The organism is Salinispira sp. (assembly GCF_059431795.1).
The window spans coordinates 107830-133460 of sequence record NZ_JBXWXS010000003.1 but is presented as its reverse complement, the minus strand read 5'-3'; the positions used below and the strand labels follow the sequence as shown (position 1 = coordinate 133460).

Below are 25631 nucleotides of genomic sequence, written 5' to 3'. Positions count from 1 at the left end.
TCAAAAAGGGCGGATCGGGAGGTTCGATGAAAATCGCAGTGGGACAGATCAATTCGGTAATCGGTGACTTTTCCGGAAATGTGCAGCGAATTCTCAGTTACAGCCGGGAAGCGGCGGACGGGGGGGCGGAAATTATCGTCTTTCCCGAACTGTCGGTATGCGGATATCCGCCCATGGATCTGCTGGATCATCCTGCCTTTCTGCAGGAAAACCTGAAAGCCCTCAGACGCCTTCAGCACGAACTTCCACCTGAAATTGCCGTAGTCGTCGGCTACGTGGAAAAAAACCCCGGTTTGAAGGGCAAAGCACTGCAGAATACTGCCGCGGTAATTCTCGGCGGCAGAATCGTTCACCGGCAGGCGAAAACACTCCTTCCCACCTATGACGTTTTTGATGAGGCCCGGTATTTCGAACCCTCCCGCTCCAGAACCGTCTGGAAATTCGGACACAGGAAAATCGGTATTGCCATCTGTGAAGATATGTGGTGGGAAGATGAGGATGCGGGTAACCTGCGCTACGCGGTGGATCCGGTACAGGAACTGCTGGACGAAGGTGCCGAACTGATACTTGTACCATCCGCCAGTCCCTTCCATGGGGGTAAGCTGGAGACCCGGAAAAAACTGATACACAAAATCGGCAGCTCAAGCCGGGTCCCGGTGGTGTACGCGAATATGTGCGGTGCAAACGATAACCTAATTTTCGACGGCCGGTCATTAATTTCCGATTCCCATGGGAACGTCCATGCCATGGGAGAAGGTTTCCGCGAACAGCTGATTATTGAAGATATTGTGGAAAACGGAAGGAACCTGGACAGTCCTGCCGAGCCATTCGGCGAAATTGAGCAGGCGCTTCACCTGGGAATTGCTGACTATCTGCGGAAAACCGGCTTTCAGCGGGTTCATTTGGGACTTTCCGGTGGAATAGATTCCGCACTGGTACTTACATTGGCAGTGCACGCTCTCGGAAAGGACAGAGTCGAAGCATTTATGCTGCCGAGCCAATATTCCTCAACGGGAAGCATCAGCGATTCGGAGAAACTGTGCCGCAACCTGGGAATTACCCCCCGGACCATCGCCATTGAGCCCCTGTACACTTCTTTTGAACATGCTCTGGCCCCCCACTACGAAGGTACTCAACCCGGCCTTGCGGAGGAGAACATTCAAGCGCGCATACGGGGTACTCTATTAATGGCCTATTCCAACAAGTACGCCAGTCTGGTGCTCACCACGGGGAACAAATCGGAATTGGGTGTGGGATACTGTACGCTGTACGGCGATATGGCCGGTTCCCTGGCGGTGATCGGCGATTTGTTCAAGACTGAGGTGTACGCCCTCTGCCGGTATATCAACAGAAACGGTGAGATCATTCCCGAAGAAATACTCAATAAACCCCCTTCGGCAGAACTCCGACCCGATCAAAAAGACCAGGACAGTCTCCCGGATTATGAAATACTGGATGAAATTCTCAAGCTGTACCTTCACAAGGGGTACACCACCCGGGAACTGATAGCAAAGGGGTTTGAACAGGATCTGGTACAGAAGGTCATCGGTCTGGTTGCCCGCTCGGAATACAAGAGACGGCAGGCACCTCCGGTATTGAAGGTATCTCCCAAGGCATTCGGTACCGGCAGAAGAATTCCCATCGCCAGGAATATGTATGAGCAGAAACTCAGCAGAGATATTTGATACAGTGCAAATATCTTGCGGAATCAGTTCACACCGGCTAATATATGCTGGGCCGATACTGCCCGAAACCGAGGTATGGTAATTCATGGAAACATCAACACGGAAAGGAATTTTAGACATTCCCATGAAGGTGATCTTCACCGACGACGGAGTGTCCTACTTTACAAAAAGCGGTAAAAAAATCAACCGCTTCAAACTTTCCGACGGTGTGGAAGAATACGGTATTCATGTGGTGGACTTCTCCCCGGCAACCATCCAGCGTATGCAGCTGCTCGATTACATCAGTAAAATGGAGCTGCCCCTTGAGGACGTTGTTTCAAAGCGCAAGGAAATTATCGATCTCATAAAGCTGATGACCTACGGAATGCTGTACCGTCAATTCAACACCCTTCTGTTCGAGAATGTGGTGGAATCGGAGCTGATACAGCATTACAACCGCCACAATATCAAAAACCCCATAGATTACCGCACCAAAATTAATCAAAAAGTTCTGGATAATATCCTCACTAAAAACATATCCGCTGTTAATGAAATTAAACAGATGATGTCTCAGCCCGTAATTAAACGAATTGAAGCCAATGAAAGCATGCATGAATCGGAAAAGAACATGTATAAGAATCTTGCCAGAAAGTATCTGGACACGCTGGATCCACTGATTTATTTCATCTTATCCATTCACCGGGGATCCACAGGCTATTTTCAGCTGATTCGTAAGGGACAGCAACTGCTTTCCCAATTCATGGATAAGGCCAGCATTCCCGAGTATCTGGCACTGATGCTGGTTGAACTGCTGATGAATATGGCCATGGGCGATGACCAATCATCGGCCCTCAAAAAACTGCTGGATGACGATAACATATATATTCTTCTTCGCCTCAGCAAAAAGCGTCATGAAAAAGGGGATCGTGCCAGAATGCATTTCATGATCTCAAACCAGAAATCCGGCTTTGACGATATGAAGCAGAAAATCAATCATCGGATTACAGCCAATATCAGTGGGAAGAGTCTGAAGGACTTTTACGAAGGACAAACCGAACTGCAGGAAAATATGAACCTGGGCCTCTATTATCTATCGTATCTGAATGAAGCATGTAAAAAAGTGCATATAAATTTTGAGAGTTTTGTAAATCGCAGTGAGACAGATGCAACCACTACAATTCACATCGTTCTGACTATTTAACGGCCCCAAGTATTGTAACCTCACACAGCAACAGTGGATGTCCTTGATCGGCGAACCGGCGTCAGGATATGAATACCGGACGGAATAACTTCAGCCAAGTATTCCCCTCCCCCCGAGAAGAACTCCGAACCATTATGATAAAATTCATCAGCATTTATCTTGAATTTGATTCAGGAATGCGCTAAACTTGAATGAGAGTTCAAAAATAACAAAAGAGGTGCATATGGCCCGTCAGCAGGATGAGGAGAAAAGAAGTAAAATTCTTCAGGCCGCAATTAAAGCCTTCGGTGAACAGGGCTTTACAAATACGACAATGAAAGATATTGCCATAGCTTCAGGTATTGCCCCGGGCTCTATTTATACATATTTTAAGGATAAGGAAGTACTGTTTATTTCAGCAGTCAACGCGGTGTGGAAAAAGTTCAACAGGCAGTTAAGCACTATTCTACATTCCGACCGCCCCTTGTCTGACCGTGTAACGGCAATTACGGATTATGGATTTGACATACTGAAAGAACTTCATCCGCTGGTGCGGGGTATGTATCAGGAGGCGAATCGCCTGAATCTGTTCCGTAAGAATCTGGTACGGGTAAGCAATCAGTTATCGGCAATATTTGACGCTCCGGAGGCTGCAGAATACCCGTTGGCCAAATATGATTCGGAATCCCGGGCATATCTGCTGAAGTTATGGATTTCCGGGATACTATTTACATTTTCATCTGTTTCGAGCACCCGTTTGAAGGGTGAAATTGAAAAGATGCGCAGCCTTATCGTACAGGGAATCATGCCTCAGGAAGACTAACCCGGCGCTTCACCGCTCACGGGTTGAATCAGGGTAGACCCGGGAGATGAACATTGATTAAAAAACTGATACCTCTTGCAATCGTTGGATTACTTTTGGCAGCCGTAGCTGTCCAACTGATCTTTCAGGCAACAGAGGAAGAACCGCAAGCACAGGCAACTCCGGTGCGCACAGGCACCCCCTACATTGGCGATCTTCAGGTGGAACTTTCATATAACGGAAATCTCAGGCCGGAGCAAAGTACGGTGGTTACCCCCCTCATTTCAGGGGAAATCCTGGAAATCCTTGTTGAGGAAAATCAGAGGGTGGAGAAGGATCAACTTCTTGTGCGGCTGGATGATGAAGTTGTCAGGCTCCAGGCGGAACAGGCCAGAGCGAACTGGGAAGCTGCCGAGGCGGTTCTTGCAAAATCGGTTCAGGGTGTACGCCCGGAGGAATTGCAGAATGCCCGGGCAACTCTCCAACAGGCGGAGAATGAACTGCAGACCGCACGGAACAACCTGGCGCGCACCGAAAATCTCTTTGAATCGGGCACCATTGCCAGGGCAGAATATGAGGAAGCGCAAAACCGGGTTACCGCTGCAGAAACCGAGCTGGAAAATGCCCGCCGGAACGTTCAGCTCATGGAGCAGGGCGCTCGTCAGGAAGACATTAACGTTGCCCGGGCTCAAGCCCGGGCCGCTCAACGGCAGTATGACCTAGCGCAACTTCAGTTGGAGAATGCCCGGGTCCTCAGCCCTGTTGCAGGCCGGGTGGTGGAAATTTATAACGATGCCGGTAACACCGCAGCTCCGGGCAATCCTCTTCTCTCCATTGTGAGCGACAATGTGATCTATGCAAAAATCACTATCCCTGAACAGCATTACGGTCTTTTCCAGCAGCAGCGGGACAGTATACGGGCCCGGGTTTCACCAATCGCATATCCTGACTCCCCTCCATTCGAGGGGTTTATTACCAGCATTGCAGAAGTTATACAGGCGGAGAGCAGAACATTTGTGGTGGATGTTGCTGTGGAAAATCCCGCATCTCTTTTGAAACCGGGAATGTTCGTGAGAGTAGATTTCATTGTACAGGAGATCAGGGATGTGCTCCTGGTTCCGGATACCGCGCTGGTGTTTCGTGAGGGGAGTCAGGTTATTTTCACCTTAGACAACAATGAGGACGGAGATCCAAACACCTTCATTGCCCGAAGCAGAGAAGTGGAAACCGGCTTGAGCGAAAGCGGGGTTACTGCCATTCAGTCCGAGCTGAACCCCAATGACAGAATCATTGTGGAAGGGAATGCCTTCCTGGAGGAAGGTCAAGAAGTGCGGACAATCGCCGGGGAAGGTGCGGAATGAGCATTCCCAGACTGGCGGTTAAGCATCCTGTGACAGCAACCATGGTGTTTGCAGCGTTCTTTGTGCTGGGTATTATCTCTCTGACAAGGATTGGCCAGGAACTTTTTCCCGATGTAAATCTTCCCACTGCAATTGTGTTTACCACCAACCCCGGTGTGGGCCCCTACGAAATGGAAAGCGGTGTAAGCCGGAGAATCGAATCGGCCTTCGCAGGCCTTGACGGTGTGGAATCCATATCTTCGGAATCGTATGAAAGCATGTCCATGGTCCAGGTGGGTTTCGTATCCGGTACAGACCTGGACATTATGCTCCCGGAGATCCGGGAAGCAATCAATACGGTATCCCAGAATTTTCCCCAGGGGACCGAACGTCCGCTCATATTCAAGTTCAGCTCCAACACGCTCCCCTCCCTGCGGGTGAATGTATTTACTGAGAGCGAGGGAATCAATATTCGAGATCTCATTGAATCGGAGGTCATTCCCCAGCTGGAACGAATTCCCGGAGTTGCACAGGTGGATTTTTTCGGCGGCAGGGAAGCCGCCATGATGGTCCGGCTGGATATGGAGAGTCTCATAAAGCTGGAAATACCCATCCCCCAGGTGATCAGGGCATTTGATGCTGAGAACATCAGTCTACCAGGGGGCACCATTACCGCCGACAGACGCACTATTATTATCCGAACCATCGGCGAGTTTGAAACCACAGAAGATATCGGTAACACTCTGGTGGGTTCCAAAGGTCAGCTTCCTGTTTATCTGAAGGATATCGCCGATATTTCCCTGGATTACAAACCCCAACAGGAATACGTATACGTCAGGGGGAATGAAGGTGTGAACCTGGCCATTCAAAAGCAGTCGGGGTACAACACCGTTGATGTGAATGAAGCGGTACTGCAACGGATTTCAGAAATACGACAGGTTCTTCCCTCTTCCATCCGCTTTGAAGTGCACAGCGACCAGGCGGTTCAGGTGCGGGGAAGTATCGGAGGGGTTGCAACCACCGCATGGCAGGGGGGGATTCTTGCAATTATCGTACTGCTGATATTTCTGCGGAATGTGCGCTCCACTGTTATCGTGTCCATGGCAATACCACTTTCGGTAATCGCCACCTTCAGTCTCATTGATTTCGGAGGAATGACTCTGAATATCACCAGTCTGCTGGGAATTACCCTTGCAATCGGAATGTTCGTGGATAATGCCATTGTTGTCCTGGAGTCAATTTACCGAAAACAGCTGATGGGTATTTCCCGGCATGATGCGGCAATCGAAGGCGCCGAGGAAGTCAGCAAGGCCATTATCGCCTCCACCCTTACCACCATGGCCGTGTTCATTCCCATGCTCTTTGTTGATGGTTTGGCGGGGCATCTATTCCGGGATCTCAGTCTCACCATCAGTTTCAGCCTGGGGATGAGCCTTATAACCGCTCTTGCACTCATCCCCATGCTTTCCTCCCGCTTTCTCAAAGTGGAAAAACTCACCGGACTTCATCCGGATAAACTTCATGAGTTATCTCTTGCGGACGTTACAACCCATACCGGCAACAGGGTCCTGGATAAAATCGGCGAATGGATACAGCATGGTCTAAAAAAAATGGATGAAGGGTATGAAACCCTTATCAACTGGAGCCTGAATCACCGGTGGACTGTGGTTATTTCCGCGGTTCTTCTGCTTAGTTTCAGCCTGGGTTCGATTCTTCTTCTGGGGATGGAGTTTCTTCCTGAAGCGGATGAGGGTACCTTTCAGATATCCATAGAAACCCGCGTGGGTTCGGATTACGCTCTTACAACAGACAAGGTGTACCGCATTGAAGAGATCATCCGGGAGGAAGCGGGATCCTACCTGGAAACCCTCTCCACCCGGGTGGGTGACGGCGGAAGCAATTTTGCCAACGTGGATGTGGCACTGACAGGAAAAGATGAGCGCAGCGAAGACATCTGGGAGATCACTCGAAGAATTAACAGGCGGATTGAGAGCGAAATTCTGGATATCCAGCACAATCTGACCATCACCGGCATGAGCTCCCTCGCGGGTATGGCAAGCGGAGGCGGCGGCAGCCCGCTGGTAATTCGTTTGCTGGGCGATGATCTTGAATCCATGCAGGATTATGCAGACACCCTTGCTGAACGGATGAGCTCCGTAGAAGGCACCCGGAATTTTCGATCCAGTTTCTCCACCGGCCGGCCGGAACTTCAATTCCGCATTAAACGGGAACAGGCTGTAAGTCTGGGTCTCAGCCCTTTGGAAATTGCCGCCACAGTTCGTGCTGCATATAACGGCCAAACGGTCAGCCGGTTCTCCCGGGATGGTGATGATCTTGATGTGGTTATTATTCTCAACGAGGAAGACAGGAACAACCTGGACAAGATGAACAACCTCACGTTCGTGAATCAGGCGGGAACGCCCATTCCCCTGGAAAATGTTATAGAAATTGTAGAAGAGCAGGGGCCTCAGGGAATCATCCGGCAGGACAGAACCCGGGTGGTTGAAGTTCTCGGGAACACCGACGGTTCCCGGGCACTGAACCGGGTGGTGGATGATATGGAATCAATTCTTAATCAAATGGGACCTGCGCCCCTGGGTATAAGCCGGGAAATCGCCGGATCCGCCAGTGAAATGGACGAGTCGTTCCGGAGCCTTCTCCTCGCATTAATCATGGCTCTGAGTCTGGTGTACATGGTTATGGCAAGTCAGTTCGAAGATTTTTTGAATCCACTGATCGTGATGTTCTCCGTGCCTTTTTCCATTTTCGGGCTTGTTGCTGCGCTCCTTCTTACTAATACCACATTCAACATTCTTTCTTTCACCGGAGCGATTCTTCTCACCGGTATTGTTGTGAACAACGCCATCGTACTAATAGATTATATTCATCTTCTCAGATCACAGGGACTGGACCTCAAGTCCGCCATTATCCGGGGAGGGACCACCCGGCTCAAACCAATTCTGATGACCACCACCACTACACTTCTGGGATTGATCCCCATGGCTCTTGGCTATGGTACCGGCGCCGAACTGCGGGCTCCCATGGCAAAGGCGGTGGTCGGCGGTCTAACCACATCCACTCTTATTACCCTGGTGCTCATACCCACCATATATTGGATTATTGAATCATACAGATTAAAACGACGGGAGGCCGAGGCATGAACGCCCACAGGCAAATCGGAAAACAGGCATTCGTAACAATGCTGCTCATCACCGCAGGAATATTGTTCCTCAGTTCCTGCGGAAATTTTTACAGTGCGGATATTCAGGGATACGTCCTGGACAGCGAGTCCAACACCGGGATCAACGGTGTTACCATTTATCTCTTCGAAAAGGAACCCGAGCTTCCGCAGGATGAAAATTTCTTCACCAAAACCTCAACCGCTAACTTCAACGGAGAGGCCGGCTACTACTCCAGCAAGGTGATCTGGCAGAGCCTGGTGGGCAGATTCGGCCCGGAAGGGGATTCGGGCGAGATATACATGGGTGTAAGTCATCCCGACTATGCCGATGTGGTAATCACCCAACGGGGGATCTTTTCGGATACCAACAATATTTTGGAAGATATTGAACTGGACCGTACAACCTTCAGCTCTCCCCTGGTTTCGGGACGGGTTGTGAACAGCTCCGGTGAAGGGGTGAACGGGGTGCGGATGGTTCTTGATCTGGACAGTACTCCCGACGAGAATGAAGATTATGTGGCTCTGAGCGGCACCGTGGAGGATACCATAGGTGTTTTTGAGTTCACCGATGTGACCTGGACCGATGAGACTGCCGCAGCTGAGGGTACATCCAGTACCGAAAATGTCACCATATCCGTGGACGACAATGAATGGAAAAACAGCGGGCAGCCGAGGAACCTCGACCTGTATTCAAGTCAGGAAAGTGTTTTAAATGATATCTCCATTAACAGACAGCCCAGGAGTAACTTCCAGATGGAAATAACCGGTCGAATTGTAGACCGGAAAAGTGGCGACAATCCTGATTATCCTATTGAAGGAATTCTTGTAGAACTGATTATCGATACTGACGATACATCTGGCAGCGGTTATGAAGATCCCGAATATGCATTAACCGATATAAACGGCAGGTACACATTCAATATTCAATGGGATGATAATTCTCCCGGTGATTTTCCGTCCGGAGCCAGTGGCAGCATCCCCGAAGGGGAAGACGGTATCGAAATTATTAGCGTATATGCCGATTGGGGGGATGGAACGGAGGGTCTCATTTCTCCCGATGGAAACTATGGGCAGCCAGCCGGAGGAACCAGTGAAGTGATTTTGGAAAATGTTGAAATTCACAGCGGATTCAACCCATATACGGTTCCTCTCAATGATCCGGACAGTACCAATTGATATGAAACTACTACATATTTGGATCTTCATTGCTATTTTTTCTCTGCCCGTTCATTCCCAAACCCTGGAAGAGGTGATCCAGACCAGTCTCGACACGAATCTCAGGTTAAATAACGAGGTTCTCAGCCGGGATTCCTCCCGGCTGGATCTGGAGAATGCAATTGCAGCCATGCGTCCCAGCATCAATATTCAGGGTAGTATGAGCTATCTGAGCAATCCGCCGGAGGGGGTGAGCGTTGAGGAGGGAAGCCTGGGCACCACCACCGTTCCCGGAAGCCAGTTTCCCGCTCCGGTGCCTGACAGCGAGATTGAACTGGTACCCGGAGCGGAAAACAGCTTCTTTCGGCTCACTGCCGGTATCAGCCAACCGGTATATACTTGGAATAAACTGAAAAATGCCAAGCGGGCTGCGGAGCTTCAGCTGCAAACCAGCAGCCTGAGCGAAGTACAAACCCGGAGGGAAATTATCCGGGATATCCGGCAAAACTGGTCGGCGGTAAAAATGCTCTCTTCCAGCAAAGAAATTATTTCTGAAATGCAGGAGCTTTCCAACGGTATGCTGGAAGACAACCGCGCACGCTACGAACAGGGGCTGGTGAATTGGCAGTCAGTTCTGGACGCCCGGAGCAATGTATCATCCATTATTACCAGACTCACAGAGATTGATCAGGCCTTGGCATCGGCCCGCCTGGGTCTTGAGATCAGCAGTTCCATTCCCGCCGACCAGCTGCGTCCGATATTTCAACCTTCGGTCCTGCAGCAAGCCGCAGTGCCACCGGAGGAATCAGAACCCGCCGATCAATATTATCGGCGTATTCTGCAATTTCAAATATCAGGAGAACGTCAGCAGGAGCTATTAACTCAACTCAGGCAAAACAACGGAGAACTTCAAAAAATCTCAGTGCAGCGTCAACTGGCGGACGTTCAGAAGGAAATCCAGGCTTCCAGCAGGACATTCCGCCCCGATATCGGGTTTCAGGCCGATATTGAACTCAGCGGACAACGGATTCCCCTCACTCCAAACTGGAGGGAAACCTGGGATCTGGGGGTAACCCTCTCCTTCGGATTGGATATGACAGCCCTCGACTGGGGACAGGCTGAGAACTCATACCGACAATCTCTTCTTCAGCTTCAACAGGCACAGAACGGAGAGAGACTCACCCTGGACAGTCTGGAACTGCGTCTTTCCAATATTGTACAACAAATAAACCTGGCCGTTGCCCGATACCTGGAGGCCAGGGACAAGCTTGCTCTCCAGGAAGAGCAATTTAAAAACGCCCAGGTGAGCTTCGAAAATGAACTGATAACCAGGGAGGAACTTCTCGGTAGCCGTCTTTTGCTCCTTGGAGCGCGGCTGGAGGCATTAAGTTACAACTTTGAGTATGAGACATCCCTGGCAGAACTTGATTTTATCACCGGCAAGGACGTAGAATGATACGGTGCAAGGAATACAGCGATTGGAAAAGCTGCGGCATGAGCTGCGGACATATCTGAACCATATCATCGGCTATGCAGAAATTCTCCGCACCGATGCGTTGGAATACGGTAGAGGCTCCTATATCGGAGGCCTTGACAGCATCACCTCCAAAGCGGACAAGGTTCGCCGACTTATCAATTTCTTTTTGGACACCGATTCAGATTATTCCGAGCTTTCCGGTTCTGAAGATATCAAAAAGGCCTTCTTCGTCCCCCTCATGCAGATTATTACCGACACCCGGCGTCTCATCGTTCAGTTCAAGCGGGAAGATCCAAGCTTCGTACACGATGGGGAACAGATTCTCTATGTGGCGAACCAGATGCTCCAACTGGTAGAAGAAGAGGTTATTGATATCCAGCTGGAGGAGCTGTTTGCCCAGGGACGCGATGAACACTCCTTTCCAACAGTGACATCAGCCAGAGATGAAAGCCCTGAGCAGCTTCCGGATTTCAGCGATTTTGACATAGATGAGGACTTCCAAGGTGAAAAAACCAAGAATCCGGGGAAGATTCTCCTTGTGGATGATTCGGCAGCTTCCCGAAGACTCATAAACCGCCACCTATCGGCGCTGGGGCACAGTATTATCGAAGCAGAATCCGGCGAGCGGGGGCTTGAAACACTCAAAAGCCTTACACCGGACATAATAATTCTGGATGTTTTAATGCCCGATATGACCGGATATCAGGTTCTCCGGGAATTGAAGAAGAATGACGACACCAGCGATATCCCGGTAATTATGCTCTCCGCGGTACAAAATTCCGACAGCATTGCCCAATGCATTAAAATGGGAGCTGAAGATTATCTGCCCAAGGATTTTGAACCGGCCATTCTCAAAGCCCGTATTGATGCATGCATTGAGAAACGCAGTCTGCAACTGGAGCGTCAGCAATACACCCGGGCGTTATTGGAAAGTCAAAATAATCTAGCCAGAGAATTAAATGAAGCTGCAAGCTATATTAAAAGCCAGCTTCCCCAGGGGCTTCAGGGATCAATCCTTTCGTCAATTTATTTTCAGCCGTCTGCGCAGCTGGGCGGCGATTTTGTGAACCATTTCTGGCTGGATGATTCCCGCTTATGCATGTTTATTCTGGATGCAAGCGGACATGGAATCCGATCGGCTCTGCTGGCTATCAGTATCTCCCAGCTGCTCAGCACCGGTAGTTTACCCGGGGTGGATTTTACCAATCCCGGCTCTGTATTGGAGGGGCTGAATATTCATTTTCAGATAGAGGATGAAAACCCGAACTTTTTCACCATTTGGTACGGAGTGTACGATATCCATGAACACATGCTCCACTATGCCAGTGCGGGGGCTCCGCCGGCCATCCTTATGAACCATGGCAGCCAGAAGAGTAGCCAGAAGAGCATTGAACTTGCCAGCAGAGATATTATAATCGGGGCTTTGGAAGACAGTACATATACCGTGCAGAGTCAGAAAATCGAAGCGGGAGACCGGCTCTTTCTGTTCAGCGACGGTCTATTTGAAATTCGCAGAAACAATGGACGCATCCTTGGAGTGGAAGAATTTATCAAATTGCTCAACCTTACCCAGGGTAGTCCGGATGAGGATGTTCAGCAAATTATTACTCAAATTGAAGCTCTTTCAAAAACCGAATATTTCGAAGATGACATAACGCTTATGGAGCTGGTTTTCTGAACCAGCTTCGCCACAATGCAGCGGGGGTATCATTTACCCCCAGCTGCGCCCCCCGGTTTTCCGGTACCGCTCTTTTTCCGGGTCTTTACAGGTTTCTTCTCGTTCGAGGATGCAGTTTTTACCGGAGCTTCGCGTTTCCGGCTTTTCGTTTTTGAGACGTTCTTTGGAGAGGGCAGCTGATCTTTCAACCGCCCCAGTTCATATCCGCTTTCTTCCATAGCTTTCAACCACTTCTGAGAACGGGTATAACTTTTCTGCATCAGTTCTTCATTCAGATTATCGCTCAGAATGATATGGTACACCGCCGACCACCATGCAAACTCTTCAAAAGCCTCCCGGTTAAACCAGTGCACAGCGTTGAAGTAATTCGTCCCGATGGCCCTCAAGACCACCTGGAAATCCACGGCCTTTTTCAAATCTGAAGGCCCGATTGATTTTCCCTTCCCGCTCCATTCGGAATAACTGCTGAGCCAGGTAAAGGCCTGTTGGAGATCAGGTGCGAAACCCAATACCTCGTGTATTCGTCCTTCCAACATCCACTCATCATTATAATCTCCGATGCTGTGGAGGATAATAAACCCGAGCAGAAGCTTCTTTAATTCCAGATTATCTTTCACCGGCCCAAGAAGGTATGCCATCGATTTTTTGCTCTTGGAACTGGAACGAATCTGAAATGCATGGTGCAGATTGTGGATAACCTGTGAAAATGTTCGTACAGAGTTGTCAGTGAATTCGGGATCAACTGTGTACTCTTCCACGGTTTTCACAAATTCCGTAAAAGACTTCACAAATTGTGCATGTAAATCCACAGATGTTTTTCCACTTGTCCCCAGGTAGTCCACAAATTTATCAACAAACGCCGGGGAAAATACAGATATGAATGCATCATATACAGGCTTGAGAAGGATCTGTCGAATTGCGGTTCCGATATCCTTCACCCCTTCACCCTGCAGCCTGTCGTGCAGCTGACGGTAATGCCCGTATTCGTTATCTCGGACTTCATGAATATCAAGATAAACCCGTGACTCATACCCGTTCAGGTGAAGGTGAAATCCGTTCTCATGGATATCCAGAGAGTGTCTGATATACCAGAGACCGGTTCTCGACTCCCGGAGAAGACACCAGGAGTCTTCACTGCGGCTCAAACGCAATGCATCTCCCAGGGTTTTCCGCATGCTTTCCTTCCGTCCGCCGATACTCTTTTCAACATACGGTGAGGTTTCATTAATACAACCCGTGCTGCTGGCATACCCGTTATTATAAAATACAAGAGCCCGCTCAAGATCATTGGCATTGCTGTATGCAAATACATTTTCATTGATATTGCCGTGATCCAGGAAGTCAAAGAGGTAGAAATGCTCCACACCTGAAAACAGATAACGCTTTTTCATTAATGGAAAAATTTCCTGTTCATGGCGGTTGAGCAGATCTTTTCTGGGTGTTTCATCGTAATATGCGCGCTGGTATTCCATGCCGTATTTTTCCGTGAACCCTTCTATCTGTCCGTGTCCGAACATGGGAAGTCCGGGCATGGTAACCATCAGGGTGCAAACACCGAAATACTTATCACCGTCGCCAAACTGAGCCACCGCAGTATCTTCATCAGGGTTATTCATGAAATTCACGAAACGCTTCAGAATATCCTTATCAAATTCGATGGTGTTCTTGATTGTTTTCCTATACTTATCGTTTTCCTCATTTTTAAGCATATTCATGAAGGCGGAATTGTACACCCGGTGCATTCCCAGTGTTCGGACAAAATACCCTTCCATCATCCAGAATGCTTCAGCCAGTAGAAGCGTATCGGGAACTTCCCGGTTTACCCTGTCGACCACATCTCTCCAAAACTCCCGGGGCATCAGTTCATTGAACTGACTCCAGGTCAGTCCATACTCTGCCCGGGTGGCAATGTCTCCTCCGCTCCCCGGTTCGGGAAACCATAGGCGGTGAATATGTTTCTTCGCCAGTGTCATGGCGGCATCGAAGCGGATAATGGGAAAATTTCTGGCAACGTGGAGAATGGTCTGGATGACCGCCTCCCTGACCTCCTCTTTGACATAGTTGAGCTGGGCGGTATCGTTCCAGGGCATATGCGTTCCGTCATTCCCATGATAAATAAACCGGGTATGTCCGCTGTGAAAATCGATTCTTTTGAAGACTACGGCTGCATCGCTTTGATCATAGTAATGGTCCTCCAGGTAAATTCCCACACCATCCCTGGAAGATAGATTCTCTCCGGTAAAACTGTAACTGGGATACGGAGGATGATCCAGCTGAAGGAACCAGTCCGGATGCTCCTGCATCCATTCGCTGTCAATTCCCGTATGATTCGGAACCATATCTGAGGCGAGGCGGATTCCTCTCCGGGCGCAGCGGTCCCGAAGTTGTTTCAAGGCATCCCAACCTCCAACCTTCCCCGCAATTTCCGAGTTATAGAGAGCATACGCGGAGGCTGCGGCTTCGGGGTTTCCGCATTGATGTTTAATTCTCCTGGATGCGTCGCTGCGCTCCCAGAGGCCGATGAGCCAAAGAGCGTTGAAGCCCCGGGATGCAATGTTATCCAGCTCTTCATCGGGAATCTGATCAAGCCGGGTAATATCCCGTGAGTACAGTTTGGTCAACTGACTGAGCCACACAAGAGTGCTCTTTGCCAGAAGAACCACCTTGGGCATCCACTCCGAATCGTCGGAGAAGCGCTCATAATCTTCCATTCCGTCGAAACTGTACGGATCTATACGTACACTGCTGCCGGGTAGCATACCCTGATTGGTAAAAAAGCTATTAACTTCTTTCAGAAAATCTATACCTCTCAGAAGTTTCATGAAAAGATCACCTAAAAGATACCCCCAGCGGTCACGGATATATTCCAACTGTTTCTGGAGAGAATCGGGATACAGCTTGGCAGGATTACGGAGCATGGTAAATAAATCCTGGGAATCCGGTCCGTACACGGCCTCTTTAGAGAGAAATGTCCGTATACCCTGAATTATGGCGCTGTAGGAGCTGTGCTCATTGAGGCTGCTGTCATCTATGAGCATCCGACCGTCTGCATACCCTGGATTCGCATTGCTTAAGTAGAGAAGAAAGAGTTCTTCGAGAGCTATTTCCATGCCCGTCTCGCCATCATGCATAGAATCAAGATACTGTGCGGGGCTCATATCCCGCACATATATGCTGCGGGTGGGAAAAAGGGTGAGAAATTTTTCCAGTGTGGTTTCCAGCCTGTTTCTCCCGATCTCATGGGATAAATGTTCATACAGTCTGGATATGAGATTTGAACTGATATCCTTGCGGTATTGAAACAAAACAACATGGAAAGCTTCATCGATCAGTCCCATGGCGTAGAGATCCTCCGCCCGCAGGCGGTCGGCGTTTCCAGGATACTGGTCTGCAAGTTTTCGATGAAAGCGCCGTGCACCCTGAAGATTTGCGAAAACTACCGTTCCTTTAGATGAGTACAACCCCTCATCGAAGGATAGCTTATCGCGGATTTCTCTGCTGATGTGAAATTCCCTAAGTCCGGACATGATCGCTCTCCTTTGCCGTGAAATACCCGGGATTCTCGAGTACAGACCCGGGATCACAACCGTTGGAAATTTTATCTTATACCTGAAACCCGTTCAAAACTGAATCATTTGAACCAGGCTCATTCTTCATTGTATCCTAGATTTTTCATTCTACGTGGACGGATTTGGAATAAATTACGACGGATCTCCAGTGAAAAATGGAAGATCCGCCGTATTGGGGATGCTTGTGGATAACGGGTTTCATCCGTCTGAGATGAATTTATTCCGGAAGTTGCCTGTTCCCTCGTTGTGCAACCATATCGGATAATTTTTTGTTAAACGCCGAATCTTTAGCCAGGCTTTCCAGTTTCATCGGCATTCTATATGACCAGTTTCTGTCCTGAACGGTTCCCGGTATATTAATTCGTTCTTCCCGTGAGTCGTCGGCCCGGTAATCCTGAGAAATGGCAAACAGATCCTGGATTTGAAAAACGGCAATGGCACTTGAAGTATCCAGCAGGCGCTGAATCACCCGTTCGGCGGTCTGGCTGCTGTAATCCTGCGGGCAGGGGCCTTCCATTCCAAGACTGATCCAGAATTCTTCTTTTCCGTCTTCGAACTCCCACCATTCTCTCAGGGTTGAGGTGTCATGAACCGAGGGGGCGCACACGGAATTGAAAGGATACTGGGTGTGGGGAATGTACGGATCTCCCGGTTCACCCCAGCGCCGTGCCCATCGGGGAACCTTCAGTCCCAGAATATCGAGACGTTCAAGAACTTTCGGGACGCAATCTGGAACAACTCCCAGGTCCTCGGCGCAGGTCAACATTCCCACGGTCTTTCTCATAAAGCCCAGAAGCTTCTCGCCATGCTTTTCCCACAGCTGTTCGCTTTCCCATCCTTTTCTACTTACCAGCTCTTCAAACTCATGCTTTTCATTATCGAAGAGATCCTGATATCTGCTGCAGGATCGGAAGGTCCATGCAGGAGAAAACTCATCATCGCCCACCTGGATCAACGCCCGATCCCGGTACATTTCCAGAAGAAGATGGATAATATGATTTTCAAAGGGTTGGGATAAAATATTCTTTTCACCACGAATATCTTCCTTAAATAGATAAAGGTCCTCGTTCCCCAGCTTGGTAAAGCATCGGGCAATAACCTCGAGAGCCTTTGTTCCGAAGGCATTTTGAATCTGATGCCCCCGGATATGGGGTTCCGCAAGCCATTTTATTCGTCCATCATCAAAACCGATGCTGTGAAGATCATGGCGATGCAGATGCTGTGAGGGTGAGAAATATCCGAGAATTCCCTCTTTCTGGCTGGAGGGAACTGTCCAAATCCTGAAAAAACCAAGAACATGGTCGATCCGGTACGCCTCATAGAATTTATCCGCCTGCTTGAGCCTGAGTTTCCACCAGTCATAATCCCGCTGTTCAAGGGCTTCCCAATTGTACACAGGAAATCCCCAATTCTGACCCAGTTCGGCAAACATGTCCGGCGGCGCACCGGCCCGGGATGTCAGCTGGAAAATGTCCCGATGGGCCCACACATCAGCACTATCCTCGTTCATTAGTATGGGGATATCTCCCTTCAAAGTTATTCCCATTTTTTCAAGACCCTGGGCGGCTTCCAGAAACTGCCGTTCCAAACGATATTGTACCCAGGCATAAAATCGGGTGGACTCGAAGAGTTCCTTTGAATTCCAGAGTTCCTCAATCTGACCCTGAGTCACATCCTGATACTCCGGCCATTCCTGCCAGGAACGGAACTCGTTGTGCCTTTTAATGCTGCGGAATACGGCATACTCCTGGACCCAGCGATTATCGTCAATCCATGTAAGCAGATCCTTATCTTTGAGAATTGCCCCTTGATGATCGCTGAACATCCGGTGCAGAACCTCAAGTTTCATTTCCAGTACTTCATGGTATGCCAGACGTTCCTGCTTTTCATACGCTTTGAGTTTCTTGATTCCCTTATCTACTGCCGCTTTCGCGGAATCACTTAGGGAATCATACTCGGGGACCGTATTGATTCTCATAAATACAGGATGGAGAGCATACGCACTCAGTGCACTGTAGGGGGAGGGATCTCCACCGGTATCGTTAACCGGTAGAAGCTGGATTAGATCCAGACCACTTTTTTTACACCATTTGCCCAGTTCAAGAAGGTCCAGAAAATCGCCACTCCCTTGAGATTTGGCGGTTTTCAAGGAGAAAACCGGGACAAGTATCCCCGTCTTATAACGGGTAAAGCCGGAAAAATTCATATAAACCTCGGTAACATTTGTGAATGATTATATTCTATCAGAAGGCACTGATTCTATCGAGGGTTAAAAGTCCTTCCGTTACCTGTTTAATTCTGCTAATCTTCATACAATGAAAGTATATCAAATGCTCCTGTTGATCCCGATGACTCTGTTTTTCCAGAGTTGTCTGTTAAATACAAACGTGTACGCCGAATCGTCTGAAGCACCGGTTCCTGATGGACCCACGGGTGCACAGACGGACTCTTCCCGAGAGGCCGGTACTTCCCGAGAGGCCGGTACTTCCCAGGTTCCCGAAGAAATCTCGGAGGAAATTCCCCGCTTTCTGGCCTATCCGGGCAGAGAGTTTCTCTATATCAGCGATAATGCGGGGAACAGCTGGCAGCGCTTGAATCCCAGAGCACAATTTTCAGATGCCACATATATCACCGCAGCAGCCCGGAATCCGGAAAATCCCGATCATATGGTTATTGGAACCAGTTATTATGGTCTGTTTGAGTCCAGAGATGGCGGCCGGACCTGGCAGGATCTTGATCCCCGGGCAGAGATGGAAGGTCTTTACCAGGGCACGGGTTTCTATAACGAAATTTCAGGTCTGGCATTTCTTCCTCAAAGTTCACAGCTTTTCATCCAGGCAGGCTTCCAGGGCAGACAATACTTGCTGAACACCGACAGCGGCTCTTTTCGTGCATCTGAAAACCAAACCATTGAAACCGGCTATTCCCCGGATTGGCCGATTCCCCCGGAAGCAGTGGAAAATTCTGTGCTTCCTGAGACTTTTGAAAGGGATGAAGCCTGGAAAAAACGAAGGGAAGCAGCCTCTGACAAATACGGGTTCTACATCAGCGCATATCAGGCGTCCGCCAGACTGGATGAGTACGTAAACTATGCACTGGATCACGGCTTCAATTCTGTAGTTGTGGATTTTAAGGATGATCTGGGACTGGTACGCTATGAGAGCCAACTCCCTGTTGTCCGTAACGCGGGAACCTCACAGCCTCTGTTCGATGCAGCCGAGCTTATAGAAGCATTTCACAGCAAAGGCATATATGTCATCGCCAGACTGGTGGTCTTCAAAGATAAGGCCCTGTATGCCTACGATAATAACGCCTACGCGCTCTGGGACTCTCGGCTCAACGAACCATGGGGGGTATATCGCCGCTACGAGACCGAAGCCACCGATGAGAATCCCGATCCCGAACCAAGGGTGGAACAGGTTGAATACTGGGTGGACCCCTATTCAGAGTTTGTACGCAGCTACAATATCCAACTGGCTGAAGAACTGGAAACCTTGGGAGTGGATGAGATCCAATTCGATTACATCCGTTTTCCTTCCGATGGGAAAACCGAAGATATCGTCACCCGCTACCTGCTGGATGATCATGGCAAACGAATGCATGTGGACAGAAATTCCCAGAGAGTGAGAATTCTGGCCCGTTTTCTTTCCGAAGCCAGGAATCGGCTGAGTATCCCCATCGGTACGGATGTCTTCGGCTTTAATGCCTGGTCCAGAATGAGCTATTTAGGACAGGACATTGAAGTCATGAGTCATTATGTAGATGTAATCTCTCCCATGTCCTATCCCAGCCATTATCCGAGAAGCTTTTTCCCCGAGCTGAGTTACTTCGACCGCGCACAGCTGATTTACGAAGAAGGCACCAGGAGAGCCAGAGCCATTACCGGTGAACGGGCACTCATCCGGCAGTATGTTCAGGCATTTCTCATCGGAGGCGAACTTCGCTACGATGAGAAGGAGTATTTCGAATATATGGATCGTCAACTTCATGGTACAATCCAGGGCGGCGGCAACGGCTTCACTCTTTGGAATAATTCTGGGAGATACTACATGGTTGACCGTGAGGCAGTACGCTCCCGTATACAGCAGGCTGCCCGCATCTCAATGGACGAATCTGATCCAGGTGTGACCGTTGACTAGTTCCGGACCAAAACCCTCAGAAAGGAATCGGTAATGAGACAAACATCCGAAAATAGCGTCGGGGAAATAAAACTCTGGGCAGATTCTGTGCTGCAGGAAGTTCAGAAGGCATTTATCGGAAAACCTGAAGTGATCCAAAAAATACTTGTAGCCGTATTATCTGGCGGACATGTGTTACTTGAAGACATTCCCGGGGTGGGAAAAACTATTCTTGCCCGGGCAATCGCCACTGCGTTGGGGGGGAGATTCTCCCGAATCCAGGCCACGCCGGACCTTCTTCCCAGTGATATTCTGGGTGTTACCGTATATCAACCTGAAGACAAAACCTTCAAGTATAAACGGGGACCCATTTTATCTAACATCGTATTGGTGGATGAAATCAACCGTGCCACCCCCAGAACCCAGAGCGCACTGCTGGAAGCCATGGCCGAGTACCAAATATCCATAGATGGAAAAACCATCCAACTCCCACAACCGTTCATCATTATTGCCACTGAAAACCCCATAGATTTTGAAGGAACCTTCCCTCTGCCCGAAGCTCAACGGGATAGATTTCTCATGAGCCTGGGAATAGGCTACCCGGACAGAGGCAGTGAACGTTCCATAATTCTCGGCCAACGCCAGGCTCGACATCCGGTAGAACAGCTTAACGGGATATCCAGCAACGAGGACGTTCTCAAACACCGCCTGAGCATCCTGGGGATCCACATGGAAACATCTATTCTTGATTATATTCTTGACCTCAGTGAGGCAACCCGCAGTCATCCGGCCCTTAAGATGGGGGTAAGCCCCCGGGGCAGTCTCAGTCTTTCCCGTTCATCTCAGGCATTAGCCGCAATTAACGGTCGGGACTACGTGATACCCGACGATGTAAAAACCCTTTTCACCCCGGTTTTCTCCCAGAGAATAATTCTCAAAGCCGAATCCAGGATGCGGGGGCTGACTGCAGCAGGCATTCTTGAAGAAATTCTCGAACAAGTCGAAGCCCCTTCTGCGGAACATAACGGGGCATAAAATGATTTCCTGGCTGCCTCCGGTGCTGGCCGGATTAAGTATTATTCTTTTTTTTCCCATTGCAGCCCTTCAATGGCTGGCGCTCACCATGATATCCACCGTTCTTCTCAGCTATCTTTATGTCCGCCTGCTTCGCAAATCGCTGAAGGTTGAACGCCTGGATCTCAGCCCCAGAACATTCCGTCTCACGCCTATCAGCATTAGAATCAGACTTTTTAATCCACTTCCCTTCGGAGTACCCTCGGTGCTCATAGCCGATGATGCCGGAGGCATGTCGGTTATGGGGGATCAGGTGGCTGTCTACACCCTGCCTTCACAGGGGAGTGTTGAACTGGTCTATAATGTGAAATCGGATCGAAGGGGCCGCTTCAGAATCGGTCCGGGAGAGATTTTTTTCTGCGATCCTCTCGGAATGTTTCCCACCCGGTTGAGCATCGGTGCAGAGGCCGAACTTTTGGTACTCCCAAGAGTGTATCCTCTGGATTATCTATTAAACCGAGGACTTCCGCTGGGTGAAATCAGTATTCAGAATCGTATGTATGAAGATCCCGGACGGTACCGGAGTCTGCGGGAATATGTTTCTGGAGACGACCCCCGACGAATTCACTGGAAATCCAGCGCAAAAACCGGAATTCTTCAGGTAATGGAGTACAGCTCCACCATGTCATCGCCGGTTACCATTATTATGAATGCTTCAGCACGGGCATTCCAAGGCAATACCCAATACAGAAACTTTGAGCGAATAATAGAAGTTTGTGCCAGCGCATGCCGTCATTGGGAAGAACTCAACCAGGAACTTCGATTGATAATCAGCGGAAGCGGTATTCATTACCCCAAGGCGCGCAACCAGACGGCAGCAATACTTCAATACCTGGCTGGTCTTGAAGGTCCCGTTTCCGCTGACGGACCCGACGTATCTGAAATTCTCAGCTCAACCAGCTTCACCCAGGGTGAACGGGTGATCCTGATTTCTCCTCCTATTCCGGAAAAAGAATATGTGCGGATTGCCTCATTACTCCCTCAGGGAAGTCCATTTGATTACTGGTGTCTTGAGGATCGGGTTCATAGAGCAGATTTTGTTACACCACGCTTTACTCCGGCGTTTTCCCGTATGAAAATTCTGGGAATACGGGAATACGGGGAGGAAATCTTTGAGTAGCATGAGCAGAAACTCAAACCGGACCGACCGTATAAGACTCAGTATCCCGTTCCTCCTCATTTCGTTCTGGTCCACGGCCTCCATGTATCTTCTGGCTGCGGGGATTTTATCGGAATTCACCGTCTTATATGATTTTTCACTCCGTGTGAGCATGCCTCTGACTATTTTGTTATCACTTTTTCTGGGGCTGGAGGATTATAGTATTGCCGTTTTCAGCAGGAGGAGCAGGAATTACGCATCGGGGAAAATTCGGGAAATCGGCTTGCTCCTGGTGTTTCTGTATATATTCGGGGTAATGGCCAATCTGTTTTTCATGTTGGTGCCGGCTTCCGGCCAGGCACAGGTTAGCGCTAACCAGGTCTTCACTAGGTCGGGAATTATTCGACGTCTTCTTGTCCCCGACGGCAGCTCGGGCTTTCTTATTATTTGGGGCATGTTGTTCTGGTTTTCCCAGAGTGGTGCTTTTCAAGGACTTCTCAGCAGGTTGGAAATCAGCAAATTGCTGGACGGCAGGAGTGGAAAGGAAATTACCCGGATCCTGCAGGATGATCAGCTGTTGGTACAGGCTTCTTACTCCCAGATGGTGGCAAGCAGGCGTTCCTCTTCATTTCGCCTGGTTCTCACGGCCCTTCTCATGCTGATGTATTGGAGCGAAATTCCTTCGGCATCACCAGGAATTATCACTGTTTCTATTCTCAGCATTGCAGGTCAACTCCACCTGGCAGCAATCACCAGGATGTACGCCCAGGACCACAGCTACCTGGCCTATGGTGCACTGCCCGACGATGGGCAAAGAAGACTGCGCAGCACCTTTATTATCAGCATGATTCTGTTATCCGGCCTTGTGGCCATTCCCCTCTCGGCTGACCGCAGCATTATTCCCCCTTCCACGCTGTATCAGTTTCTTGTACATATGTTTGAAGCGTTCCAGATAGATAACCCAGCAAGCCAGGTGGAAGAAATTGAATTTATCAGAAATCAGTTTATGCAAAGCGGTGCAGCAAACTGGGATGAGTTCATTTCCCGCCCCATGAACCCGAATGCACAGTTTGTCGCCGCCCTCCTGGACAACATTCTGATTGCTTTGGGAGTCGGGCTGCTGTTTTATGTGGCCATACTGCCTCTTTTTAAGGACCCGGAGATTCCCCGGCTGATTAAAAAGCTTTTACGCTCAAAAGGCGTCCGGGATTTTTTCTCAATTTTCCGGCGGCTCGGTGGTATCTGGCTGGCAGATCTGCTGAAAAATATCGGTTCAGTGTTCTCTCTTCCAGTACAGGCTGTGAAGAGTTTTCTCTCCTGGCTTACAACTCTGGGAAAAACCCGGCCGGGAAGCCGGCGAAAACAGTCAGAATCTGAACAGAAGGAAATGATCCAAGAAATGCTCGCTGCAACTGAGATCAACGGCCGCAGCAGGGAAAAACGCAAAGAGGTTTCCAGTTTTTCAGATATATTTCAACGTCTTGTACTTGATTGCGGGGAGTTGGGACTGGAAATCCGGCCCAGCAATACGATCCGGGAAATATCTCGGAATATCCAGACCCTTCTTTTGGAATTCAGTTTTGAAAGCCCCGACTATACGGGAAACAAAGTCCTTTCAGAGAGTGTGCAGAAAATAGCATCGGGGTTTGAAGAGTCACTGTTTTCACCCCATCTTCTCAAGGACTCACGGTTGACAGAAGCGAAGCAGGCTCTCATATATATTAGGGATTTTATTCAGGCAACAGGTCAGGATTAAACATTACGATTCAATGTCATCATCATGTTCTTCTCCATCTTCCGAATCTGTATTTTCAGACACTTCATTTTCTATGTCTGATTCTGCTTCCAACTCATCGTCTATGAAGTCCTCTGTATCATCGAAAACATTGAACTCCACATCTTCATTCAATGTGGGCTGTGCTGTCGTCTGTTCAGTTTGCTTTTCTTCCTCTACTTCCCGTATTCTATCCCGGATCCGGGCAGCTTCCTCGTAGTTTTCTTCCTCCACAGCTGTATCCAAAGCCCGTTGGAGTTCCTCCAGCACACTCTGATTTACAGACTGGGTCATTTGATCCGAGTCGCTGATCATGGATAGGGGGATACTCGCCTCATCAATGATATATTCTGCTATGTACACAGGGCATTTAACCCTTGTAGCTAGAGCCATGGCATCAGAGGGGCGGGAGTCAAACACAAATTTCTTCATTCCCTGTTTCGCAATAATTCGGGAGTAAAAGGTTGCGTCTTTCAAATCATTTATTTCTATCCGTTCTACTGACATATGCATTTTTTCTACGATATTCAGAAGCAAGTCATGGGTCAACGGGCGGGGCATGGGCACCTTTCCAAGCCCTATCAGAATTGACTGGGCTTCCAGCTGCCCGATAAAAATGGGAACGGCTCGCTCCGCATCCAGGGGTTTTACCAGAACCGCATTTCCTTTTTCAGTACGGGCTACTGTCCATATTTCCGCTTCAACAAGCATAATATTTTTCATATACCTATAAAGTACTCTTTAGAAAGTGAAAATCCAAACGGGAATTCTGCCTATTTTCCCATGGATATATACGCTACTGCATTGTGAAAAAGGGCCAGTCCGGCTCCCTCCGGGGTTTTCAAGCGGCGGGGATGCTGCTCTCCCCGAATAAAGGCTTCTGGATGGGGCATCATTCCCAGCACCCGTCCGCTGGGGTCAGTAATTCCGGCAATATCCATGTGAGATCCATTGGGATTATTCTGATACCGGAACGCAACAAGCTCATCGGGAAACGTTTGAATCCCTGAATAGATGAACTTTCCCTCACCATGACGAATCGGGCATTCAAAATTCGGCAAATTTCGAATCCACGGAGATGGATTCAATGAATTTACCGTCAAACCCACCCAGTCATCAATAAAACAACCGTTATCATTAGATATCAGGCTGGCTTCATTCTTCCAATCTCCCCGGGTATTGGGCAAAAGGCCCATTTTCACCAGAGTCTGAAACCCGTTGCACACACCCAGCACAAGGCCGTCCTGGTGAATAAGCCGGTTGATTGCATGGTACAGATGATTTTTTACCATATGACCGAGAATTGTCCCCGATCCAATGTGATCACCGAAACTGAATCCCCCGGGAAATGCAAGAATGCGGAAAGCTTCAAGCGTGTCGGGATTCTCGATGAGATCACGAAGGTGAATGAACTCTACAGTTCCACCTGCGGCTGTAAATGCTTCACCCAGTTCCTTATCGGCATTTATTCCATATCCGGTCAGTATTGCGATCACCTGCTTTGCTCCTATTCCCGTTTC

General features: G+C 49.1%; 16 protein-coding genes. 12 read left to right on the top strand and 4 right to left on the bottom strand.

Going from position 1 to position 25631, the window contains the following annotated elements; all coding sequences use genetic code 11:
* Positions 1-26: 26 nt before the first annotated feature.
* The 8 genes from AC52PS_RS01740 to AC52PS_RS01705 all read left to right on the top strand — a co-directional run bounded on the left by AC52PS_RS01740 (position 27) and on the right by AC52PS_RS01705 (position 12477).
* Positions 27-1685: an NAD+ synthase gene (locus tag AC52PS_RS01740; protein WP_495561302.1), complete on the top strand. Its 1659-nt coding sequence runs from the start codon at positions 27-29 to the stop codon at positions 1683-1685.
* Between the two features lie 85 nt (positions 1686-1770).
* Positions 1771-2865 (top strand): DUF8084 family protein, encoded by a 1095-nt coding sequence (locus AC52PS_RS01735; protein ID WP_495561301.1) that lies wholly within the window; start codon positions 1771-1773, stop codon positions 2863-2865.
* 223 nt (positions 2866-3088) lie between these two features.
* A complete protein-coding gene (locus tag AC52PS_RS01730; RefSeq protein ID WP_495561300.1) occupies positions 3089-3667 on the top strand; it encodes a TetR/AcrR family transcriptional regulator in 579 nt (192 codons plus the stop codon).
* Positions 3668-3720: 53 nt separating this feature from the next.
* The gene (locus tag AC52PS_RS01725; RefSeq protein ID WP_495561299.1) at positions 3721-5007 is read left to right on the top strand and encodes an efflux RND transporter periplasmic adaptor subunit; all 1287 of its coding nucleotides are present in this window, start codon (positions 3721-3723) and stop codon (positions 5005-5007) included.
* Positions 5004-8147 carry an efflux RND transporter permease subunit gene (locus AC52PS_RS01720; protein WP_495561298.1) on the top strand — a complete coding sequence of 1048 codons (3144 nt, stop codon included), beginning with the start codon at positions 5004-5006 and terminating at the stop codon, positions 8145-8147. Before AC52PS_RS01725 ends, AC52PS_RS01720 begins: the two co-directional genes overlap by 4 nt.
* Positions 8144-9343: a hypothetical protein gene (locus AC52PS_RS01715; RefSeq protein WP_495561297.1), complete on the top strand. Its 1200-nt coding sequence runs from the start codon at positions 8144-8146 to the stop codon at positions 9341-9343. Before AC52PS_RS01720 ends, AC52PS_RS01715 begins: the two co-directional genes overlap by 4 nt.
* 1 nt (position 9344) lies before the next feature.
* Positions 9345-10778 carry a TolC family protein gene (locus AC52PS_RS01710; RefSeq protein WP_495561296.1) on the top strand — a complete coding sequence of 478 codons (1434 nt, stop codon included), beginning with the start codon at positions 9345-9347 and terminating at the stop codon, positions 10776-10778.
* A 4-nt stretch (positions 10779-10782) separates the two neighbouring features.
* The gene (locus AC52PS_RS01705) at positions 10783-12477 is read left to right on the top strand and encodes a SpoIIE family protein phosphatase (RefSeq protein WP_495561295.1); all 1695 of its coding nucleotides are present in this window, start codon (positions 10783-10785) and stop codon (positions 12475-12477) included.
* A gap of 29 nt (positions 12478-12506) precedes the next feature.
* Here the strand turns inward: AC52PS_RS01705 and AC52PS_RS01700 are convergent, their stop codons facing one another.
* On the bottom strand, positions 12507-16004 hold the full coding sequence (locus AC52PS_RS01700) for an alpha-amylase family glycosyl hydrolase (RefSeq protein ID WP_495561294.1): 3498 nt from the start codon (positions 16002-16004) through the stop codon (positions 12507-12509).
* A gap of 259 nt (positions 16005-16263) precedes the next feature.
* Positions 16264-18252 (bottom strand): 4-alpha-glucanotransferase, encoded by a 1989-nt coding sequence (locus tag AC52PS_RS01695; protein WP_495561293.1) that lies wholly within the window; start codon positions 18250-18252, stop codon positions 16264-16266.
* Positions 18253-18361: 109 nt separating this feature from the next.
* Here AC52PS_RS01695 and AC52PS_RS01690 point away from each other — a divergent pair, with 109 nt between their 5' ends.
* The 4 genes from AC52PS_RS01690 to AC52PS_RS01675 are packed head-to-tail and all read left to right on the top strand — an operon-like array spanning position 18362 to position 24093.
* Positions 18362-20185: a putative glycoside hydrolase gene (locus tag AC52PS_RS01690; RefSeq protein ID WP_495561292.1), complete on the top strand. Its 1824-nt coding sequence runs from the start codon at positions 18362-18364 to the stop codon at positions 20183-20185.
* A gap of 33 nt (positions 20186-20218) precedes the next feature.
* A complete protein-coding gene (locus AC52PS_RS01685) occupies positions 20219-21199 on the top strand; it encodes an AAA family ATPase (RefSeq protein ID WP_495561291.1) in 981 nt (326 codons plus the stop codon).
* Position 21200: 1 nt separating this feature from the next.
* Entirely contained in the window at positions 21201-22358 is a 1158-nt protein-coding gene (locus tag AC52PS_RS01680; RefSeq protein ID WP_495561290.1) for a DUF58 domain-containing protein, read from the top strand.
* 1 nt (position 22359) lies between these two features.
* Positions 22360-24093 carry a hypothetical protein gene (locus tag AC52PS_RS01675; protein WP_495561289.1) on the top strand — a complete coding sequence of 578 codons (1734 nt, stop codon included), beginning with the start codon at positions 22360-22362 and terminating at the stop codon, positions 24091-24093.
* 3 nt (positions 24094-24096) lie between these two features.
* Here AC52PS_RS01675 and AC52PS_RS01670 read toward each other — a convergent pair whose 3' ends face one another.
* Together AC52PS_RS01670 and AC52PS_RS01665 are read right to left on the bottom strand one after the other, a co-directional pair.
* Entirely contained in the window at positions 24097-24834 is a 738-nt protein-coding gene (locus AC52PS_RS01670) for a bifunctional nuclease family protein (protein WP_495561288.1), read from the bottom strand.
* 50 nt (positions 24835-24884) lie between these two features.
* Complete coding sequence (locus tag AC52PS_RS01665; RefSeq protein ID WP_495561287.1) at positions 24885-25607, bottom strand: phosphoribosylformylglycinamidine synthase subunit PurQ; 723 nt, start codon at positions 25605-25607, stop codon at positions 24885-24887.
* Positions 25608-25631 lie beyond the last annotated feature (24 nt).

Coding starts and splice junctions, on each gene's coding strand:
- AC52PS_RS01740 (WP_495561302.1), top strand. CDS start 27: ATGAAAATCGCAGTGGGACAGATCAATTCGGTAATCGGTGACTTTTCC.
- AC52PS_RS01735 (WP_495561301.1), top strand. CDS start 1,771: ATGGAAACATCAACACGGAAAGGAATTTTAGACATTCCCATGAAGGTG.
- AC52PS_RS01730 (WP_495561300.1), top strand. CDS start 3,089: ATGGCCCGTCAGCAGGATGAGGAGAAAAGAAGTAAAATTCTTCAGGCC.
- AC52PS_RS01720 (WP_495561298.1), top strand. CDS start 5,004: ATGAGCATTCCCAGACTGGCGGTTAAGCATCCTGTGACAGCAACCATG.
- AC52PS_RS01715 (WP_495561297.1), top strand. CDS start 8,144: ATGAACGCCCACAGGCAAATCGGAAAACAGGCATTCGTAACAATGCTG.
- AC52PS_RS01710 (WP_495561296.1), top strand. CDS start 9,345: ATGAAACTACTACATATTTGGATCTTCATTGCTATTTTTTCTCTGCCC.
- AC52PS_RS01700 (WP_495561294.1), bottom strand. CDS start 16,004: ATGTCCGGACTTAGGGAATTTCACATCAGCAGAGAAATCCGCGATAAG.
- AC52PS_RS01695 (WP_495561293.1), bottom strand. CDS start 18,252: ATGAATTTTTCCGGCTTTACCCGTTATAAGACGGGGATACTTGTCCCG.
- AC52PS_RS01690 (WP_495561292.1), top strand. CDS start 18,362: ATGAAAGTATATCAAATGCTCCTGTTGATCCCGATGACTCTGTTTTTC.
- AC52PS_RS01685 (WP_495561291.1), top strand. CDS start 20,219: ATGAGACAAACATCCGAAAATAGCGTCGGGGAAATAAAACTCTGGGCA.
- AC52PS_RS01680 (WP_495561290.1), top strand. CDS start 21,201: ATGATTTCCTGGCTGCCTCCGGTGCTGGCCGGATTAAGTATTATTCTT.
- AC52PS_RS01675 (WP_495561289.1), top strand. CDS start 22,360: ATGAGCAGAAACTCAAACCGGACCGACCGTATAAGACTCAGTATCCCG.
- AC52PS_RS01670 (WP_495561288.1), bottom strand. CDS start 24,834: ATGAAAAATATTATGCTTGTTGAAGCGGAAATATGGACAGTAGCCCGT.